General features: G+C 61.1%; 16 protein-coding genes. 10 read left to right on the plus strand and 6 right to left on the minus strand.

The features are described 5' to 3' along the window. The first annotated feature begins 1 nt into the window (after position 1). The 9 genes from nuoL to arfB all read left to right on the plus strand — a co-directional run bounded on the left by nuoL (position 2) and on the right by arfB (position 7,851). A complete protein-coding gene (gene nuoL, locus ACZ5SR_RS07045) occupies positions 2-2,035 on the plus strand; it encodes an NADH-quinone oxidoreductase subunit L (protein ID WP_464450841.1) in 2,034 nt (677 codons plus the stop codon). 22 nt (positions 2,036-2,057) lie between these two features. After that, positions 2,058-3,533, plus strand: a complete 1,476-nt coding sequence (locus ACZ5SR_RS07050; RefSeq protein WP_464450842.1) for an NADH-quinone oxidoreductase subunit M — start codon at positions 2,058-2,060, stop codon at positions 3,531-3,533. A 49-nt stretch (positions 3,534-3,582) separates the two neighbouring features. Next, positions 3,583-5,070: an NADH-quinone oxidoreductase subunit NuoN gene (gene nuoN, locus ACZ5SR_RS07055; protein ID WP_464450843.1), complete on the plus strand. Its 1,488-nt coding sequence runs from the start codon at positions 3,583-3,585 to the stop codon at positions 5,068-5,070. 9 nt (positions 5,071-5,079) lie between these two features. Next, the gene (locus ACZ5SR_RS07060; RefSeq protein WP_464450844.1) at positions 5,080-5,382 is read left to right on the plus strand and encodes a DUF2818 family protein; all 303 of its coding nucleotides are present in this window, start codon (positions 5,080-5,082) and stop codon (positions 5,380-5,382) included. 28 nt (positions 5,383-5,410) lie between these two features. Beyond that, positions 5,411-5,995, plus strand: coding sequence for an NUDIX domain-containing protein (locus tag ACZ5SR_RS07065; protein ID WP_464450845.1), 585 nt, complete (start codon positions 5,411-5,413; stop codon positions 5,993-5,995). 12 nt (positions 5,996-6,007) lie between these two features. Then, complete coding sequence (locus ACZ5SR_RS07070) at positions 6,008-6,529, plus strand: DUF1178 family protein (RefSeq protein WP_464450846.1); 522 nt, start codon at positions 6,008-6,010, stop codon at positions 6,527-6,529. A gap of 75 nt (positions 6,530-6,604) precedes the next feature. Next, positions 6,605-6,832: a ribbon-helix-helix domain-containing protein gene (locus ACZ5SR_RS07075; protein ID WP_464450847.1), complete on the plus strand. Its 228-nt coding sequence runs from the start codon at positions 6,605-6,607 to the stop codon at positions 6,830-6,832. A 9-nt stretch (positions 6,833-6,841) separates the two neighbouring features. Further along, entirely contained in the window at positions 6,842-7,243 is a 402-nt protein-coding gene (locus ACZ5SR_RS07080) for a PIN domain-containing protein (RefSeq protein ID WP_464450848.1), read from the plus strand. A gap of 206 nt (positions 7,244-7,449) precedes the next feature. After that, positions 7,450-7,851, plus strand: coding sequence for an alternative ribosome rescue aminoacyl-tRNA hydrolase ArfB (arfB, locus tag ACZ5SR_RS07085; RefSeq protein ID WP_464450849.1), 402 nt, complete (start codon positions 7,450-7,452; stop codon positions 7,849-7,851). 96 nt (positions 7,852-7,947) lie between these two features. Here arfB and ACZ5SR_RS07090 read toward each other — a convergent pair whose 3' ends face one another. Further along, entirely contained in the window at positions 7,948-9,129 is a 1,182-nt protein-coding gene (locus ACZ5SR_RS07090; protein ID WP_464450850.1) for a GDSL-type esterase/lipase family protein, read from the minus strand. A gap of 251 nt (positions 9,130-9,380) precedes the next feature. Here ACZ5SR_RS07090 and flgJ point away from each other — a divergent pair, with 251 nt between their 5' ends. Next, positions 9,381-10,487, plus strand: a complete 1,107-nt coding sequence (gene flgJ, locus ACZ5SR_RS07095; RefSeq protein ID WP_464450851.1) for a flagellar assembly peptidoglycan hydrolase FlgJ — start codon at positions 9,381-9,383, stop codon at positions 10,485-10,487. Positions 10,488-10,537: 50 nt separating this feature from the next. Here the strand turns inward: flgJ and ACZ5SR_RS07100 are convergent, their stop codons facing one another. From ACZ5SR_RS07100 to mutL, 5 genes are read right to left on the minus strand one after another with little or no spacing between them, the layout of a single operon-like run. Further along, the gene (locus ACZ5SR_RS07100; protein WP_464450852.1) at positions 10,538-12,553 is read right to left on the minus strand and encodes an acyltransferase family protein; all 2,016 of its coding nucleotides are present in this window, start codon (positions 12,551-12,553) and stop codon (positions 10,538-10,540) included. Continuing rightward, positions 12,550-14,076: an SGNH/GDSL hydrolase family protein gene (locus ACZ5SR_RS07105; protein WP_464450853.1), complete on the minus strand. Its 1,527-nt coding sequence runs from the start codon at positions 14,074-14,076 to the stop codon at positions 12,550-12,552. The genes ACZ5SR_RS07100 and ACZ5SR_RS07105 overlap by 4 nt, the downstream gene beginning before the upstream one ends. Continuing rightward, positions 14,073-15,029, minus strand: a complete 957-nt coding sequence (gene miaA, locus ACZ5SR_RS07110; protein WP_464450854.1) for a tRNA (adenosine(37)-N6)-dimethylallyltransferase MiaA — start codon at positions 15,027-15,029, stop codon at positions 14,073-14,075. The genes ACZ5SR_RS07105 and miaA overlap by 4 nt, the downstream gene beginning before the upstream one ends. Continuing rightward, positions 15,026-16,243 carry a multidrug effflux MFS transporter gene (locus ACZ5SR_RS07115; RefSeq protein WP_464450855.1) on the minus strand — a complete coding sequence of 406 codons (1,218 nt, stop codon included), beginning with the start codon at positions 16,241-16,243 and terminating at the stop codon, positions 15,026-15,028. Before ACZ5SR_RS07115 ends, miaA begins: the two co-directional genes overlap by 4 nt. 8 nt (positions 16,244-16,251) lie before the next feature. Next, positions 16,252-18,279, minus strand: coding sequence for a DNA mismatch repair endonuclease MutL (gene mutL / locus ACZ5SR_RS07120; protein WP_464450856.1), 2,028 nt, complete (start codon positions 18,277-18,279; stop codon positions 16,252-16,254). Between the last annotated feature and the right edge of the window lie 14 nt (positions 18,280-18,293).

The raw sequence follows: 18,293 nt of genomic DNA on the forward strand, positions 1-18,293 counted from the left end.
TATGAGTCAAACCCTCAACGCAAGCACGCTGCTGGCTGTGCCGCTCGCGCCCCTGGTGGGCTCGGTGCTGGCCGGTGTTCTCGGCACCCAATTCGGTGGCAACTGGATTGGCCGTCGCCTGTCCCACACCCTGACCATTCTGGGTGTGCTGGTGGCTTTCATCTTGTCGGCCATGACGCTCAAGAGCGTCATCGACGGTGCCCGTTTCAACGAGACCCTCTACACCTGGATGGTGGTGGGCGGATTGAAGATGGAAATCGGCTTCTTGGTCGATGGCATCACCGCCATGATGATGTGTGTGGTGACCTTTGTGTCACTGATGGTGCACATCTACACAATCGGCTACATGGAAGAAGACGAAGGCTATAACCGCTTTTTCGCCTACATCTCGCTGTTCACCTTCTCGATGTTGATGCTCGTCATGAGCAACAACTTGCTGCAGCTGTTCTTCGGCTGGGAAGCTGTGGGTTTGGTGTCTTATTTGCTGATCGGCTTTTGGTACAACAAGCCCACCGCCATCTTTGCCAACATGAAGGCCTTTTTGGTCAACCGTGTGGGTGACTTCGGTTTCATCCTCGGCATTGGCCTGATCGCCGCCTACACCGGCACGCTCAACTACACCGAGCTGTTTGCCAAAGCCAACGAACTGGCGGCCATTGATTTTCCTTGGTACATCTTTGGCATGGACGCCATGCTGATCACCGTGATCTGCATCTGCCTGTTCATTGGTGCCATGGGCAAGTCGGCCCAGTTTCCGCTGCATGTGTGGCTGCCTGACTCCATGGAAGGCCCCACGCCGATCTCCGCGCTGATCCATGCTGCCACCATGGTGACGGCCGGTATCTTCATGGTGGCCCGCATGTCACCGTTGTTCGAGTTGTCTGATGCGGCCTTGAACTTCATGATGGTCATCGGCTCGATCACGGCCTTGTTCATGGGCTTTTTGGGCATCATCCAAAACGACATCAAGCGCGTCGTGGCTTATTCCACCTTGTCCCAGCTGGGTTACATGACTGTGGCTTTGGGCGCATCGGCCTACTCGGTCGCCGTGTTCCACCTCATGACACACGCGTTCTTCAAAGCGCTGCTGTTCTTGGGTGCCGGCTCCGTCATCATGGGCATGCACCACAACCAAGATATCCGCTGGATGGGCGGCGTGCGCAAGTACATGCCCATCACCTGGATCACTTCCTTGCTGGGCTCATTGGCCCTGATCGGCACGCCCTTGTTCTCGGGTTTTTACTCCAAAGACAGCATCATCGAAGCCGTGCACCTGAGCACCTTGCCCGCTGCTGGCTTTGCCAACTTTGCAGTGCTGGCCGGTGTGTTTGTGACCGCCTTCTACTCGTTCCGCATGTATTTCCTGGTCTTCCACGGCCAAGAGCGTTACGACCAGAACCCGGACGCGCACCACGGCCACGATGACCACCATGGTCATGACGATCACGGGCATGACAAACCGCACGAATCGCCTTGGGTGGTCACAGTACCGCTGATTTTGTTGGCCATCCCCTCGGTGGTGATCGGTTTCATGACCATCCAGCCCATGCTGTACGGCGACTTCTTCAAAGACGTGATCTTTGTCGATGCAGTTAAGCACCCCGCGATGAAGCAGTTGGGTGAGTTGTTCCACGGCCCTGTGGCCATGGCGCTGCATGGCCTGAGCACCGCACCTTTCTGGCTGGCGCTGGCCGGTGTGGTGACCGCTTGGTACATGTATTTGGTCAACCCCATGGTTCCCGCCTTCTTTGCACGCGCTTTGCGTCCGCTGATCGTGGTCATGGAAAACAAGTACTTCATGGACTGGATCAACGAGAACATTTTGGCCAAGGGCGCTCGCGGCCTGGGTCTGGGTCTGTGGAAGGTGGGCGACCGCGCCATCATCGACGGCTTGTTGGTTAACGGCTCTTGGAAGGTCGTGGGTCTGGTTTCCGGCTTGGTGCGTTGGTTCCAATCGGGTTTCCTGTACCACTACGCCCTGGTCATGATCTTGGGTGTATTCGTGCTGATGACGTATTTCGTCTGGCTCGCTTAACGGTTTTGAGGACAAGATAAAAATGGGATTGTTAAGCCTTGCCATCTGGATGCCGATTGCTTTCGGTGTCGTCTTGCTGGCCCTCGGTCGTGACAGCCAAGCCCGCGCCGTGCGCTGGTTGGCGCTGGTCGGATCGGTCGCCAGTTTTTTGGTCACATTGCCGCTTTACTCGGGCTTCCAGCTCGGTTCATCGGCCATGCAGTTTGTCGAAAAAGCCTCGTGGATCGAGCGCTTCAATGTGCACTATCACTTGGGCGTCGACGGCATTTCGCTTTGGCTGGTGCTCCTTACCGCGTTCATCAACGTGATCGTGGTCATCGCGGGCTGGGAAGTCATCACCCGCAAGGTCAACCAGTACATGGCCGCTTTCCTGATCCTGTCGGGTCTGATGATTGGCGTGTTCAGTGCACTGGACGGCATTTTGTTCTACGTCTTCTTCGAAGCCACTTTGATCCCGATGTACCTGATCATCGGTATTTGGGGCGGTCCGAACAAGATTTACGCGGCCTTCAAATTTTTCTTGTACACCTTGCTCGGCTCTTTGCTGATGCTGATCGCACTGATCTATTTGTACACCGCATCGAACGGCAGCTTTGACATCCTGACCTGGCACAAACTGCCTTTGTCGGGCTCGGTGCAGACCTTGCTCTTCTTTGCCTTCTTTGCGGCATTTGCCGTGAAGGTGCCGATGTGGCCCGTGCACACCTGGTTGCCCGACGTGCACGTCGAAGCCCCCACTGGTGGCTCGGCCGTGCTGGCCGCCATCATGCTCAAGCTGGGTGCATACGGTTTCCTGCGTTTTTCGATGCCCATTGCACCTGATGCCGCACGCGAGTGGGGCATGTTCATCATCGTTTTGTCTTTGGTGGCCGTGGTCTACGTGGGTCTGGTCGCCATGGTGCAACAAGACATGAAGAAACTGGTGGCTTACTCATCGGTGGCGCACATGGGTTTTGTGACCCTGGGCTTTTTCATCTTCAACCCGCTGGGCGTGTCCGGCGGCATCGTGCAAATGATCGCCCACGGTTTTGTGTCGGCGGCCATGTTCTTGTCGATTGGCGTGTTGTACGACCGCGTGCACTCGCGTGAAATCGCCAGCTACGGCGGCGTGGTCAACACCATGCCTAAGTTCGCAGCTTTTGCCCTGTTCTTTGCCATGGCCAACTGCGGCTTGCCAGGCACAGCAGGTTTTGTGGGCGAGTGGATGGTCATTTTGGGCGCCGTGAAGTTCAACTTCTGGATCGGCTTGCTGTCGGCCTCGGCCCTGATTTTTGGTGCCGCTTACACCCTGTGGATGTTCAAGCGCGTGTATTTGGGGCCAGTCGCCAACAACGATGTCAAGGAACTGACCGACATCAATGGCCGCGAATTCCTGATGCTGGCCTTGCTGGCCGCCGCGGTGCTGTACATGGGTGTCTACCCCAAACCTTTCACCGACGTGATGGAAACCTCGGTGGCCGACTTGCTCACGCATGTGGCCCTGTCCAAGCTGCCTTGAGCAGCGGTTCTGAACGTTTAGCCTGATTAGAAGAATTGAGAGATCACAGATGATGGACAACTCCAGCTGGATGACGGTTTATCCCGAGATCGTGTTGCTGGTCATGGCTTGCGTGATTGCGCTGGCCGACCTCTTCGTGAAAAGCCCCAAGCGCACCACCACTTATGTCCTGACCTTGTTGTCCTTGGGCGGGGTGGCACTGTTGCACGCCCTCTATGCCGATGCCGGTCAGACCCTTTATGGCTTTGGTCGTCTGGTGGTGAGCGACCCCATGGGCCACTGGCTCAAGTGTTTTGCCACCCTCGCCGTCATGGTGACCTTGGTTTATTCGCGCCCTTATGCGGCCGATCGCGACATGCTGCGCGGCGGCGAGTTGTTCAGCCTGAGCGTGTTTGCCTTGCTGGGCATGAGCTTCATGATTTCGGGTCAGAACTTCATCGTGATCTATTTGGGCTTGGAATTGCTCACCTTGTCGAGTTATGCGATGGTGGCCTTGCGCCGTGACCACACGCAAGCGACCGAAGCGGCCATGAAGTACTTTGTGCTGGGTGCCATGGCCTCGGGTTTCTTGCTGTATGGCATGTCCATGATGTACGGCGCCACCGGCAGTCTGGAGTTGTCTGAGGTCATGAAGGCGATTGCCACTGGCCAAGTCAACCGTCAGGTGTTGGTCTTTGGTCTGGTCTTCATCGTTTCAGGTCTGGCTTTCAAGATTGGCGCGGTGCCTTTCCACATGTGGATTCCTGACGTCTACCAAGGCGCTCCCACTGCAGCCACACTCATGATTGGTGGCGCTCCCAAGCTGGCCGCCTTTGCCATCATGATCCGCCTGTTGGTCGAGGGCATGCTGCCCTTGGCCTTTGACTGGCAACAAATGTTGTCCCTCCTGGCCATCGGCTCCTTGTTGATCGGTAACTTGGCAGCGATTGCCCAGACCAACCTCAAACGCATGCTCGCTTATTCGACCATTGCACAAATGGGTTTTGTCTTGCTTGGCTTTGTGGCGGGCGTCATCAACGGCCAAACCACCTTGGCCGCCAATGCCTACAGCTCGGCCATGTTCTACATCGTCTCGTATGTGTTGACCACCTTGGCAGCTTTCGGCGTGATCATGCTGCTGGCGCGTCAGGGCTTCGAGAGCGAAGAAATCACCGACCTGGCGGGCCTGAACCAACGCAGCCCTCTGTATGCAGGCGTGATGGCGATCTGCCTGTTCTCCATGGCGGGCATTCCGCCCATGGTGGGCTTTTACGCCAAGCTGTCGGTCTTGCAATCGCTGATGGTTTCGGGTCAAAGCTTCTACATTGGCTTGGCTATTTTTGCCGTGATCATGTCCTTGATCGGCGCTTTCTACTACCTGCGCGTGGTCAAGGTCATGTACTTTGACGAGCCAGTCACCGCCACCACCGTTTCGGCAGATGCCGACGTGCGCGTGGTGTTGTCGATCAACGGATTGTTGGTGCTGGTTCTGGGCATCTTCCCCGGGGCCTTGATGGCGCTTTGCGCCAGTGCAGTGGCCCGCATGTTGGCCATCTGACCGCAACCCATGTCCACCTCATCGCAAATTGTCATTTTGGTGTTGCTGGCTCTGCTGGCCGCCAACTTGCCCTTCGCCAACCAGCGGATTTTGTTGGTGGGTCCACAGCGAAGTTCCAAACCGCTGTTTTGGCGCTTGATCGAATTGGTGGTCCTTTACTTTGTGGTGGGCGGCATCGGTCTGGCGATTGAAAACCACAACGGACAGATTGCGCCTCAGGGCTGGGAGTTTTACGCCGTCACAGGCACCATGTTTGTGACGCTGGCGTTTCCTGGTTTTGTTTACCGTTACCTGATGCACCGCCAACACTGAGCGCAGCGCAGCCCTCAACTTCGCTGGCATGTCTGACGACCATCTGATCGAGCACAAGGTGAGCCAGCAGGAATTGCTGCGCGGAAACTTTCTGCACGCTTTTCGCGACACGGTTCGCTTGCCCAACCAAGACTTGGCCACACGTGAGTACGTGGTCCACCCCGGTGCGGTGATGGTCATACCCATGCTGGACACCCCCGAAGGCTTGCACCTGGTGTTGGAGCGTCAATACCGTTACCCAGTGGGGCAGGTCATGATCGAGTTCCCAGCCGGCAAGCTCGATGCGGGTGAAGATCCTTGGTTGTGCGCCCAGCGCGAGCTGCAAGAAGAAACCGGCTACACCGCACGCCAGTGGGCGAGGGCAGGTGTTCTGCACCCGGTGATTGCGTATTCAACCGAGGTGATCGAGATCTGGTTTGCCAAAGACCTGAGTCTTGGCGAGCGCCAACTCGATGCCGAAGAATTCCTGGATGTGTTCACGGCCACGCCCATGCAGTTGATGGCCTGGTGCCAGAACGGGCAAGTGACCGATGCCAAAACCCTCACCGGTGCGCTTTGGTTGCAAAATACCCTGTCAGGCCATTGGCCGCTGACCTGGCAATCCTTGACCTGAAACACACCGCCCATGAAAGTCCTCGATCTTCAATGTTCGCAGGGCCACAGCTTTGAAGGCTGGTTTGGCTCGCAAGATGACTACGACAGCCAACGTTCAAGAGGCTTGGTCACCTGTCCGGTGTGCAACGACAGTGAGATTGTCAAAATGCTCTCGGCTCCTCGCCTGAATCTGGGCCACGGTATCGCCCCGGTTGCTTCGCCGGTGTCAGATACCGCACCTTCCAGTGCCTCGGTCTCGGCGGTGCCAGCGACGCAAAACCTGAGCGGCCCCAAACCCGATTTGCCCATGGCGCCCGGTGCCTTGCAGCAGATGCAAGTGGCCATGATGAACATGGTGCGCCACGTGATGGCCAACACCGAAGATGTCGGTCCCCAGTTTGCCGAAGAGGCCCGCAAAATCCACTACGGTGAACGCGAAGAACGCAGCATCCGCGGCCAAGCCACCCGCGAAGAAACCGAGGCCTTGCTCGATGAAGGCATCGATGTCATGGCCTTGCCCGTTCCGGAAAACCTCAAGGGACCGCTGCAATAGGCAACGCATGAGCTGGCTTGCAAAAAAGCCGACTGTCCACATATACTTGCACATATATTTCTAAAGGAGGTGGATATGTCGCAAATCACCTTGTATCTGGATGACGCCACGCAGGCGCTTGTCGAGCAGGCGGCCAAAGCCAATGGGGTCTCCAAAAGTCGATGGGTTGCGGAAATCATCCGCAAGCACGCTGCTCAAGATTGGCCGCAAGACTGTTTGGCACTGGCGGGTCGGTTTCCGGACTTCCCCTTGCAGGACCCGTCTCAAACGCGAGGTACAGATGCGCCTCGACTGATTTTTTGATGGTCAGCCATGCTGATTCTTGACAGCAACACCATCAGTTATTACTTCCGCGGTGATCCTCAGGTGGTCCCGCGTCTACAGGCTTTGGATCCGGCCAACGTGGGGGTGCCAGCCATTGTGGTCTACGAATTGCGCTACGGTTTGCAGCGCCTACCGCAAGCAGCGGCCGAGCCTAGGCTTGAGGCGCTGACTCGATTTTTGCGACCGGTGCAGGTCTTGCCGTTCGATGCCGAGTGTGCGGCAAATGCCGCTCGTATCCGTGTAGCCCTTGAAGCGGCAGGCACTCCTATCGGTCCACACGATACGCTGATAGCTGCGACAGTACTTCGCCACCAGGCCACTCTCGTGACGCGCAATGTGCGCGAGTTTTCACGCGTCGCTGGTTTGCAGTGGGTCAACTGGCACGCATAAACTGACCGCATCGGCACTAAGACTCGCTACCCATAAGGGTGTCAATCAACGCTGGGTGATTTAGACCGTCCGCTCATAACTCACCAACATAAGTTAGAGCAATAAGGGGGACTGCGTGGGAGCGAGCCCCTGCTCGCGAATGACTTTCTCGCCACATTATTTGTTCGGCCGCAGGGGCGACCTCCTACAGAAAAAAGACAGCAAATATGAAGCACGCTTTGCACATCGACGACAGTGAAGTCGAGCTGAGCGCCATCCGGGCGCAAGGCCCGGGTGGGCAAAACGTCAACAAGGTCTCGAGTGCCATCCAACTGCGCTTCGATGTGGCGGGTTCCTCCTTGCCCGACGACGTCAAGCAACGCTGGCTCGAGTCGGGCGATAGCCGCCTCACGCTCGAAGGCGTGTTCATCCTCAAAGCCCAAAAACACCGCACCCAAGAAGCCAACCGCGTGGATGCATGGGCGAGGCTTTATGAAACGCTAGACCTCTACGCCAAGCCCCCAAAACCCCGCAAAGCCACCAAGCCGACCTATGGCTCGGTGCAGCGGAGGCTGGAGGGCAAGTCCATGCAGTCGAAGATCAAGGCTTCACGTCAAGCCCGCGATTGATTTACTCCGTCCGCTCAGAAATCACCACCATCACGCGCTGCTGACCCTGTCCGAGATGGCGATGTCGCGCCCTCTGTTTTGCCATCTGTGGCGGCTTCAACGCGGCTTGATCGGCACCACGCTCACAAAGCTGCGGGCGCTTTGTTCGTAGCCTGCTGGCGTGAGGTGCAGCAGATCGGTTTGCATCAGGCCTTGGCTGAGCCACTGTACAGAGGCGCCTGGGCCGCCCATGGTTTTTTGCCAGTGCCAGTGGGTGCAGCCCTTGGCCATGGCCAGGCGGTACTGGCTGTCGTTGATCAGTCGCAGGGTGTTGGCAGAGCGTCTGGCATCCGGCGGGCCAATCAGGACGCAGCGCGCTCGGGGGTAGGCGGCTTTCAGGCGCGTGAGGCTGGCGTTGAGCTGGCTTTCATAAACGGCAGCTTTGAAGTCCGGGTCCAGTGATTCGTTGGTGCCCGATTGCAAGATGACCACGTCGTAGCCGCTTTCCAGTGGGTCTTGCTGGCGCAGGTGGGCGGTGTCGACCACACGCCAGCCCTTGGCGGTGGCACCGGGGATGCTGAAGACGTCCAGAATGACCTGGGTTTTGTCCTCATACACCGGTGCGAGCCCGTCGATGCGGATTTGACCTGCAATGAGCCGCAGGCGCAGCGTGGCAAAGCCTTGGTCTGCCTGCACCCGCAGGCGTTTGATGTCACCTGGTCCGAGGTTGACCGTGGCTTCTGGACCGTCGTCGACGGTGACGCCCAACACCAGGCTGCGTTCGGCGCTGTCTTTGGAAAAGTGGAGGTCTACCCATTTCAGCCGGGTCTGGGCGTCGGGGTAACGAAAATCCAGCCACATGAACGCGCCCGCGTCTTCGGTGCCCAGGCTGGCCAGTGATTTGGCATAGGCCTGCGTGCCTTCATTCGGCGTGCGGTAGGCCATGTTCAGGTGCCAGTTCTCACCCAGGCAGGCTCGGCGCAGGGGGTGTCGGATGCCCTTGACGCCAAAGGTCGGGGCGATGAAGCTCGGGCGGGTTTGGCCACGGGGCAGGCGCAGCGCGTCCAGCAGGCTGTCTGTGAAAGTGCCAGAGGCTGTGTGGCTGTCTCCCCAAAGACCGACCTTGAGACCTGGTGTGTGGCTGTGGGCTGGCGCTGCGTAGGTCTGAGTGAAACTCGGCGGCGCCGGTTCGACCGTGGTTGGGCTGGGGCGCGGCGTGCCCGGCAAGGTTTTCGACTTGTGGCTCGGGCAGTTGAACTCGGCCGGTTGACTGGGGCCGCTCACGCGCAACAGCGCCATGTCCGGCGCAGCGGTGACGCTGAGCGACCAGCAGGCCACAACGAGTGCGGCGAAGAAACGACAAAAGACCTGTTTCAAAAAGTACGTCCGTTCAATCAAGTAAGGCGTATTTGTACCACTTAGGTGTTGATATTTTGGATTGGGTTGACGTGATTTCTGGCTCAAAAATTGCTTTTGTTGAGCTGACTGTGGAATATCCGTCAATCTTTTTCGGTGTCCGAGCGCCTCTTGTGCCGGTTGCCCATGATGCCATGACCTTGCTTGCTTTAACGCCGTTCACCCCTCAGGCGTCCGAATCATCGGACCGCCAGTTGGGCACGTCTGCGCGTTCGGGCACGCAAGGGGCATTTTCTCAGACCTTGTCCCAAGTCACTCAGCCGGGTGAGGTGGTGACGGTGCGCGCGGGCGACACGCTCAGTGGTTTGATTCAAAAACGCTTACAGGCCTCGCATGCCTCGCTGCAGCTCTCGGGTGATCAGTTGTACCGGGTGGCACTCAAAGTGGCTGCTGACAATGGCATTCCCAATGCCAACCTGATTTACCCGGACCAACGGATTGATTTGTCGTCGGCCTCGACTTTGGCGATGGCCGAGGTCTTGCAACCCGACACTCCCAACACCGCTTGGGCGGGACGCGGGGCGAACCCCACGGCACCTGCCAGCCGCGTGGCGGCCTCTTCAGACGGTCCGGTATCGGACGGCGCGAAGGCTTTTTTGGCCCAACACGTGCAAGCCGCTCGCCAGGCCCAGGCCAGCAGTGGCATTCCGGCCACCTTCATGGTGGCGCAAGCCGCGCTCGAAACAGGCTGGGGCAAACACGAAATCCGGTTTGACGATGGCCGCACATCGCACAACCTGTTTGGCATCCGAGCTGGTGCCAACTGGAAGGGGCCGGTAGCCGAGATCTGGACCACAGAATTCATCAACGGCGCGGCCCAAAAAGTGCGCGGGCAGTTTCGGGCTTATGGCAGCTATGAAGAGTCGTTCAACGACTATGCCCGACTGATCAGTCAGAGCCCGCGTTATGCCAATGCCATGCGCAACCTGGGCGACCCGCAGGCCTTTGCTTCCGCATTGCAGCAAGCCGGTTATGCCACGGCGCCCAATTACGCCAAAGTGCTGTCCTCGGTCATCCAGACCACCCAGCGCATGCAAGACAGCGTGCCTGCTTTGGCCAAAACGGCTGTGCCCTCCACGGCGCAGATCCTTGGTTTGCGCAGCGGCGGGCCGCTGACTCAAGACGCGGGCCTGAGCGCTTTGAACATGTTGCCAGGCGCTGCGGCGCTGCCCGTGGTGGGTTCGCGGCAGTGGCGCCAGTCGCCTTACGCCGAGCTGGGCGTGCCCAAATTGTTGCCCTGACGCACGGGGCCGATCGCTCAGTCGCCAGACAAGGGCTTGACGTTGGCAGGTCAGTTGGCCTGTGAAGTAGGCGTTGAGGTAGCGGGCACTGAGCTGGGCGTTGCTGGCGTTTCGGGGCCTGCGTTGTCAGCGGCTGCGGGCAGGCTGGCAGCGGGTGGCGCGGGGGCTGCAACGGGCGAGCTTGCAGGGGCGGGTGCGTTCACTGGCGTGCTGCTGCCCGCGGGAAGTGGCGGGCGTTTGACTTGCCGCATTGTCGGGCCGCTCACGACGACCTCGGGTTGGCCCAACGCCATGCGGATCTGGTTGTAATAGGCGTGGATGCCTGCGCCCGACAGGTGGATGCCGTCTTGCACAAAATAGCCCGGGTTGGCTTGGCCAATCGCGTGCCAGTCGATCAGCCGCACATTGTCAAAGCTCTGGCTCAAGCGCCCGATCAGTTCGTTGTTGGGGCCGGTCCAGCGCCTGGCACCGTACACATTCAAAACCACCACCGTCTTGCGATCGCTCAGTTGCTCCAGCAAGGCCCGGAACTGCTTTTCTGCCAGATAGCCATTGGTGCCCAGGTGGATGACCGTGGCGTCACCCAGCTGTGCTTCCTGTCGCAGGCTTTGCACCAGTTTCAGGCCATCGCTGCCTTGGCGGCCGACTTTGGCCTCCACCGAGGCAGAGGGCAGGCGGCGCTGCAAGTAGGGGCTGGCACCCAGCAAAACCGAGTCGCCGACCAAGGTGACTTTTTGGTAGTGGGCACCAGGGGTGTGGGGTGCTGTCACGGCAGGGGCGGTTGGCGCAGTCTCTGTTGCAGGACTGGGCTTGAGCGCCGCGCTCGTGGCAGGCCGTTTTTCGGAGGCCGCAGGCGATTGCAAAGCCGGGTTCGTGTTCGTCTTCTGTTCTGGCGGGGGCGTTGTGCCCGGCATAAAGCCCAGAACGGCGGCGTTCACCACCACCAGCACCGCAGCGGCCAGGGTGGTGCTGCGCCGCCAAGGCTTGGCCCTGGCGTTTTGTGTCCAGCGGGTTTCCACCCAGCGGTAAGAGGCTTCGGCGCACAGCAGCGTGATGACCAGGCGGGCCGCGTTGACCCAGGTCAGCTCCAAAGCGTCGGCTTGCGCCGAGGGGCGCAGCCAAACCACCACAGGCCAATGCCACAGGTAAAGCGAATAAGACCGTGCACCAAGCCACAACATGGGGCGGCTCGAGAGCAGCCAGGCCACCCAAGTGCCTTCGCGGGTGGCGGCACCGATCACCACGCAGGTGAGCAAGGCCGCCAGCAAAAAACCGCCTTGGTACAGCTCGGGCATGCCTTCATGCGTTTCGGCCATGCCCCAGATCAGCGCCGTCAGCGCGGCGGTGCCCGCCAGGTTCAGGATTTCGTCGCTGGCTTGTGAGGCCATGCGGATTTTCCAGGGGTTCCACCATGCGGCCAGAGCCGATCCGGCCAGCAGCCCCATCAGATGGGTGTCGGTGCCCAGGTACACGCGGCTGGGGTCGCCGCCTTCCAGTTGCGTGGTGTACAGCCACGCCATCCAACCGGTGCTGGCTGCGGCGATCCAGCCCGCAGCCACGCCCAGACCTGCACGGCCGGTCTGGTTCAACAACCACAGCGCCGCCAGCGGCCACAGCAGGTAATACTGTTCTTCCACCGCCAAAGACCACAGGTGCTGGAGCAGACGGGGCTGCTCGATCGCCTCGAAATACGATTGCTGCGCGACGATCTGCCACCAGTTGGACAGGTACAAAAAGGCAGCGGGCAGGTCTTCGCGCAGGCGCGGCAGGGCAGCGGGCTGAAACAGCGGCGTGAGCGGCACCAGCAGCAACAGCATGACCAAGGCCGCCGGGAACAGACGCCGTGCACGGCGCAGGTAAAAAGCCGGAAAATTGATGCGCCCCGTCTGGGCGTGCTCTTGCAGCAGCAGCGCCGTGATGATGAAACCCGAGACGGTGAAAAAGATGTCCACCCCCAAAAATCCTGCGGGCAAGAAATGGCCCAGGTTCAAGTGGTAGCCGATCACGGCCAGCACGGCCACGCCGCGCAGGCCGTCCAGTCCCGGCAAACGCGTCAATGCGCTCATGGTTTGACCAGGCCGAAGTCGACCACGAAAGTGTTGGCCAGTTCGCGGTAACCGGCAGACGTGAAGTGGATCAGGTCAGGTGCCATGAGCGCTGGGCTCTTGCGGGCCCAGGTGTAGGCGCTGCCTGCACCGCCCATGGCGCTTTGCATGCTCCAGGCTTGGCAGCCGTGTTGGGCGGCCAAGTCTGCCTGGATTTGCCCGATGCGTTCATGGATGCGCGCGAACTTGAGCAAATCGGCGGTTGGTGCCGCTTTGGCTTTCTGAGGCGGGGCCTTTTTGGCGGTTTTGCTTTGGACCGCCTGTTGTTTTTGTTTTTTGGCGCTCTGGTTTTTGGCGTTGACGGCTTTGGATCGCTTGCTGGCCCTGGACTTGACGACCCGAATGCCCCGGTCACCCGGCCCGATCAGCACGCACTGTGTTTGCGGAAAGACCTGGCGGAAGTTGCCCAGCGCCCGTGCCAGCATCTCCCGGTAAGCGTCTTCATTGAAGCGAGGGTCGTTGCCCTCGTTGGTGCCAAAGGCGATCAAGGCCAGGTCGTAGGCTTGGTCTGTGAACCAGGATGACAGGTAGCCCAAATCGCTGCGCACCCAACCCGCCATGGTGGCCCCCGGGTAAGCGAACAAATCCAGGTGCAGCGCTGAAGCGGCGGGCGCTGGTGGCTCGGGCAGCTTCAAGCCCTGAAAGCGAAAGGCCCCCTCAACCACCCGGATTTGCAGAGTGGACAGCGGCGCAAGAGTTTCCAGTGCCAAGGCACGCGGGCCTGCGCCAGGGTCCAGTTGCACCAGCGTTTCGGCTTCACCGTCCACACTGATGGCCAGCCGGGTCAGGCCTGCGCCATGGCCGTGGTGCAAGATCTGCAAGCGGGTGTGACGGGCGAGACCCGAGGTGTCGCGCAGGTCCAGGGCCACCGTGGCCCCGGGGCGTTTGGCCACCAGGCTCGTCATGCCGGGGCCAGGCGCGGCCGCAGCATCGGCGTGGGCATAAGCCATCTCGCGCCCCCAGTCGCCGGACAAACAGGTTTTGCGCACCAGCGCCCGCACCCCCCCATGGCCGACGCCGGCATGGACAAAGCGGCTGGTGACAGGCGCATCGGTCGGGACCAGTTGGCGCACCATTTGGTCGCTGAAAAAAGCCGCAGCCATGTGGCTGTCGCCCCAAATGGCGATGCGCCAGCCACGCGGATCGCCCTGCAGCCTTTGGCCGGGAGGAGTGGTTGATGCCGTCTGGGCGGCGCGCTCGGCGCTCGCCTCTTGCAGCGCTTGTGTGACCTCGTCGTCGTCGGGGATTTCGGTGGGTTCAGCCACAGGAGTGCTGGGGCGCGCAGTGGGTGGCCCTTTGCGTGGGCACACCAAGCTGACCGGGGCGGCCCCTGAGTTGTTAATCTGCAGCAACTGCGTCGCCATAGGAGGTGTCGTCAAGGCAGGTGTTGACCCCACCAGCGGGCTGAAGCACCACAGCACCAACCCTAGAAAATGCAGGCTCAGGCTGCTGCGCTTTGTAGCGTGTTGTGCGAAAAGGTTCATGCGGACATCCAGGTCTTGGCCAGTGCGGTGACGGCCGAGGCCACGGGTTGTGGGGCGTCGGCTTGGACCACGCAGCGCGAAGGCATGCTGCGCAGCCAAGTGATTTGGCGCTTGGCCAACTGCCGGGTGGCAAAGATGCCCCGCTCGCAAATCTCGGCTTCACTCCAGCCCTCGTCCAGCCCCTGCCAGGCTTGGCGGTAACCCACGCAACGCATCGAGGGCAGGTCGGGGTGCAGGTCGCCGCGTGAGCGCAGGGTCTTGACCTCTTCCATGAAGCCTGCCGCCATCATTTGCTCAAAGCGCAGGGCAATGCGCTGATGCAGCCAAGCGCGGTCCAGTGGCTCCAGGCTGATGACGGGGATGTGCCAGTCGGGTGCAGAGGCTTTGGCGCTTTGGTGAAACGACGATAGGCTTTGTCCGGTGGCGGTCCAGACTTCGAGCGCGCGGCCGATGCGCTGGCTGTCGCCGGGGGCCAGGCGGGTGGCAGTTTGCGGGTCCACCTGCGCCAGTTCGGCATGCAGGGCGGGCCAGCCCAGTTGAGCGGCGCGGGCGTGGATCTGCGCCCGCACTTCGGGGTCGGCCGGGGGCATGTCGTTAAGCCCTTCGAGCAGCGCCTTGAGGTAGAGCATGGTGCCACCCACCAGCAGCGGGGTTTTGCCGCGGGCTTTGATGTCTTTGATCAAGCCGGTCGCGTCTTTGGCGAATTCGGCGGCGCTGTAGCTGTCCAGCGGGTCCAGCGTGTCGATCAGGTGGTGCGGCACGGCAGCCAGTTCTTCGCGGCTGGGTTTGGCGGTGCCGATGTCCATGTCCCGGTAAACCAGGGCCGAGTCAATGCTGATGATTTCAGTGCCGCCTTGGGGCTGCAGGCTGTCGGCCAACGCCAAGGCGGCAGCGGTTTTGCCGCTGGCCGTGGGCCCCACCAGGGCGATGGCGTCAACGGGGCGCTGCTTCATGCGGGTTTGGCCAATGAGACCACCGGGCGGCCATGGCGCTGAACGCCTGTCCAGGCCACGAAGGTGATGAAAACGGCACACAGCAGCAGTCCGTGGGCCAGCGCAAACACCGGGCGGTCCATGTGGTTGCCCAGCCAGCCACCCATGAAGAAAGCGCCCAGCATCATCAAAAAGCCGTTCAGGGCCGAGGCCGTGCCCGCCCGATGAGGAAAGGGCGCGACCGCGCCGCTTTGTCCACAAGGCTGGTGCACGCCGTGACCCAGCATGAAGATGTACATGGGCACCATCACGGCCCAAGCCCCATACCAGTCTTGGCCTTGGCCAGCGTAGGCGAGCGCGGCCATGCTGACGCCGCCGGTGATGGTCAAGATGGCGGCGATGCCCACGGTGCGGTGCACGCTGGTGCGCCGCAACATCCAGCGGCACCAAAAAGTGCCCACGATGTAGGACAACGACATGCTCAGCATGAGAAAGCCGTAAGCCGTTTTGCTGTAACCCATGAAGGTGACGAAGACAAAGGAGGAACTGGCCAAAAAGGTGAAGAGCCCCAGATAAGAGCTGGCCGACAGGGCGCACCAAGTGAGAAAAACTGGGTTGCGCAGGATGTCCAGGTTGGCCCGTAAGAGGGGCCCGGCGCTCAGGGCGTGTGGGTCGGGTTGGGCCAGCGTTTCTTCAAATCGCCAAGCCAGCAAGGCCAGTGTGGCAGCGCCAAACACGGCCAGCGCCAGCAGGGCGTGGCGCCAGCCCAAGGTATCGGTCAACATGCCGCCCAGCGGCGCGCAGGTACAGGCGATGATGCCCAGACCTGTGAGGCCTTGCGACATGACCGTGGCGCCCTGGAGCGGCTGGAACAGGTCACGCACGACGGCGCGTGCGGCCATGACGCCCGCACCCATGGCAATGCCTTGTACCGTGCGCCCGGCGATCAACCAGGCCATGTCGGGTGCCATCGCACAAGCCACCGAGGCGAGCGTGTAAGCGCCCATGCCCCACAGCAGAATGGGCCGGCGTCCAAAGCGGTCAGACAGCGGACCCCAAACGAGTTGCGACAAACCAAAAGCGAGCAGCAGCGCCGTGAGGGTGAGTTGGGCTTGGCCCATGCCCGCGCCAAAACCTTGGGTGATGGCGGGCAGGGCAGGCAGATACAGGTCGGTGGTGACCGGCTGCAGTCCGAGCAGCAGCGCAAGGATGAGGACGATCAGTTTTTGGGGCATCCCCGTCATCACCGGCCTCTCAAGAACAAAGCATCCAGATCGCGCATGGACATCTGCCGCCAGGTCGGGCGGCCGTGGTTGCATTGGTCGGAGCGTTCGGTCTCTTCCATCTGGCGCAGCAAGGCGTTCATTTCGTCCAGCGTGAGGCGGCGGTTGGCGCGCACCGCGCCGTGGCAGGCCATGGTGGCCAGAATTTCGTTTTGAGCGCGTTGAACCACGGTGCTGGCATCGTGCTGTGCCAGCTCGGCCAGCACGCTGCGGGCCAGCTCCACCGCATCGCCTTGCGCCAAGCTGGTGGGCACGGCGCGCACGGCCAGGGTTTTGGCCGACAGGGGCGAGATTTCCAAACCGAGTTGCTCCAGCGCTTCGGCGCAGGCCTCTGCCGTTGCCACTTCGGTGGGCGTAGCGGCAAAAGTGGCGGGGATCAGCAGGGGCTGGCTGGCAATGCGCGGGCCTTCGCCATCGGCGGCGTTGAGCTGGTTTTTGAGGCGCTCGTAGACGATGCGCTCGTGCGCGGCGTGCATGTCGACCACCACCAGGCCCTGTTTGTTTTGGGCCAGGATGTAGACGCCGTGCAGCTGCGCCACAGCGCGGCCCAGCGGCCAGTCGCCTTCGGGAAGTGGGGATGCTGGCGAGTTGGATTCTTTGTGGGAGCTTGCCCCCGCAAGCGAATCCCCATATGCAGCAGGCGAGCCCGTTTCCGCATGGGCGCTTGCCCCTGCTCGCAAATTGCCTTCGGCCGCAGGGTTGGCCTCCCACATTCCTGCTGCCTCTGCGGCGTGCGGTGTGGGTTGCCACAGCGCCTTCAGATCGGCCATGGCCTGCTCGCCATCCACGCGCGGCCGCAAAAAATCAGCGGGTTTGTAGGCCGGGGCTGAAAAAGTCGACGGGCCCGGGCGCTCAAACGCCATGCCGCCTTGCTGCCAGCTGGCCGACTCCGGCAGGGCCTTGGGCGCGGCTGCTTTCAAGTCGAAGTCGCTGGGCGCGTCGGCGGGTGCATCGCTCAGATTTTGCGAGCGCGGCGCCGCCAGCGCGTTTTCCAAGGCATGTCGCACCGCTTGGTGCACGGCGCGGCTGTCCCGAAAACGCACTTCGATCTTGGTGGGGTGCACATTCACATCGACCAGCGTGGGGTCGATCTGCATGAACAGCGCATAGGCAGGCTGTTTGTTGCCGTGCAGCACGTCTTCGTAAGCGCTGCGGGCGCCATGCATGACCACTTTGTCGCGCACAAAACGGCCATTCACATAAGCAAATTGGTGGTCGGGGCGCGAGCGGGCGGCGTCGGGCAGACCGGCACGGCCGATCACCTTGAGCGGTCCGGCGTTGTATTCCACGGCGATGGACTGCGCCACGAACTCTTCGCCCAACACATCGGCCAGGCGCTGCTCAAGGCCCGCAGCGCCGGGGTGCACCCGCCACTGCTCCACCAGCTTGCCTTCGTGCCAGATGGCAAAGCCCACATCGGGGCGGGCCAGGGCGTGGCGGCGCACGGCTTCGATGCAATGGGCCAGCTCGGTGCTGTCGCTTTTCAAAAATTTGCGGCGGGCGGGGGTCGAGAAGAAAAGTTCTTTGACCTCCACCGTGGTGCCCACGGCGCGGGCAGCAGGGCGGATTTCGCCAGTTTGGCCATCGAGTGCGAACGCGGTGGGCTGGCCGTCCATGCGCGAAAGCAGGGTGAGCTCAGACACCGAATTGATGGCTGCCAAGGCTTCGCCCCGAAAGCCCATGGTCATGACCGATTCCAGGTCGTCCAGGTTGCCGATTTTGCTGGTGGCGTGACGCTTCAAGGCGGTGGCCAGCTCGTCGGGGGCGATGCCGCCGCCGTCATCTTCGACCGAGATCAGCCGGGTGCCACCGCCCATGAGGCGCAGCGTGATGCTTCGTGCACCCGCGTCCATGGCGTTGTCCACCAATTCGCGCACGACCGAGGCAGGGCGCTCGACCACCTCGCCTGCGGCGATCTGGCTGATCAGTTCATCGGGGAGTTCGCGGATGGGGCGGCGCGCGGAAGCCGGGGGCTGTTGTGAGGTCACCACCTGATTTTAGG

This window comes from Limnohabitans sp. TEGF002, assembly GCF_055395845.1.

Bases quoted from the DNA above. Each gene is read 5' to 3' on its own strand.
- ACZ5SR_RS07100 (WP_464450852.1), bottom strand. From the start codon at position 12,553: ATGAGCGCATTGACGCGTTTGCCGGGACTGGACGGCCTGCGCGGCGTG.
- ACZ5SR_RS07105 (WP_464450853.1), bottom strand. From the start codon at position 14,076: ATGAACCTTTTCGCACAACACGCTACAAAGCGCAGCAGCCTGAGCCTG.
- nuoN (WP_464450843.1), top strand. From the start codon at position 3,583: ATGATGGACAACTCCAGCTGGATGACGGTTTATCCCGAGATCGTGTTG.
- arfB (WP_464450849.1), top strand. From the start codon at position 7,450: ATGAAGCACGCTTTGCACATCGACGACAGTGAAGTCGAGCTGAGCGCC.
- ACZ5SR_RS07070 (WP_464450846.1), top strand. From the start codon at position 6,008: ATGAAAGTCCTCGATCTTCAATGTTCGCAGGGCCACAGCTTTGAAGGC.
- ACZ5SR_RS07060 (WP_464450844.1), top strand. From the start codon at position 5,080: ATGTCCACCTCATCGCAAATTGTCATTTTGGTGTTGCTGGCTCTGCTG.
- nuoL (WP_464450841.1), top strand. From the start codon at position 2: ATGAGTCAAACCCTCAACGCAAGCACGCTGCTGGCTGTGCCGCTCGCG.
- ACZ5SR_RS07065 (WP_464450845.1), top strand. From the start codon at position 5,411: ATGTCTGACGACCATCTGATCGAGCACAAGGTGAGCCAGCAGGAATTG.
- ACZ5SR_RS07115 (WP_464450855.1), bottom strand. From the start codon at position 16,243: ATGCCCCAAAAACTGATCGTCCTCATCCTTGCGCTGCTGCTCGGACTG.
- ACZ5SR_RS07050 (WP_464450842.1), top strand. From the start codon at position 2,058: ATGGGATTGTTAAGCCTTGCCATCTGGATGCCGATTGCTTTCGGTGTC.
- miaA (WP_464450854.1), bottom strand. From the start codon at position 15,029: ATGAAGCAGCGCCCCGTTGACGCCATCGCCCTGGTGGGGCCCACGGCC.
- flgJ (WP_464450851.1), top strand. From the start codon at position 9,381: ATGACCTTGCTTGCTTTAACGCCGTTCACCCCTCAGGCGTCCGAATCA.
- ACZ5SR_RS07090 (WP_464450850.1), bottom strand. From the start codon at position 9,129: ATGGCGCTGTTGCGCGTGAGCGGCCCCAGTCAACCGGCCGAGTTCAAC.
- ACZ5SR_RS07080 (WP_464450848.1), top strand. From the start codon at position 6,842: ATGCTGATTCTTGACAGCAACACCATCAGTTATTACTTCCGCGGTGAT.
- ACZ5SR_RS07075 (WP_464450847.1), top strand. From the start codon at position 6,605: ATGTCGCAAATCACCTTGTATCTGGATGACGCCACGCAGGCGCTTGTC.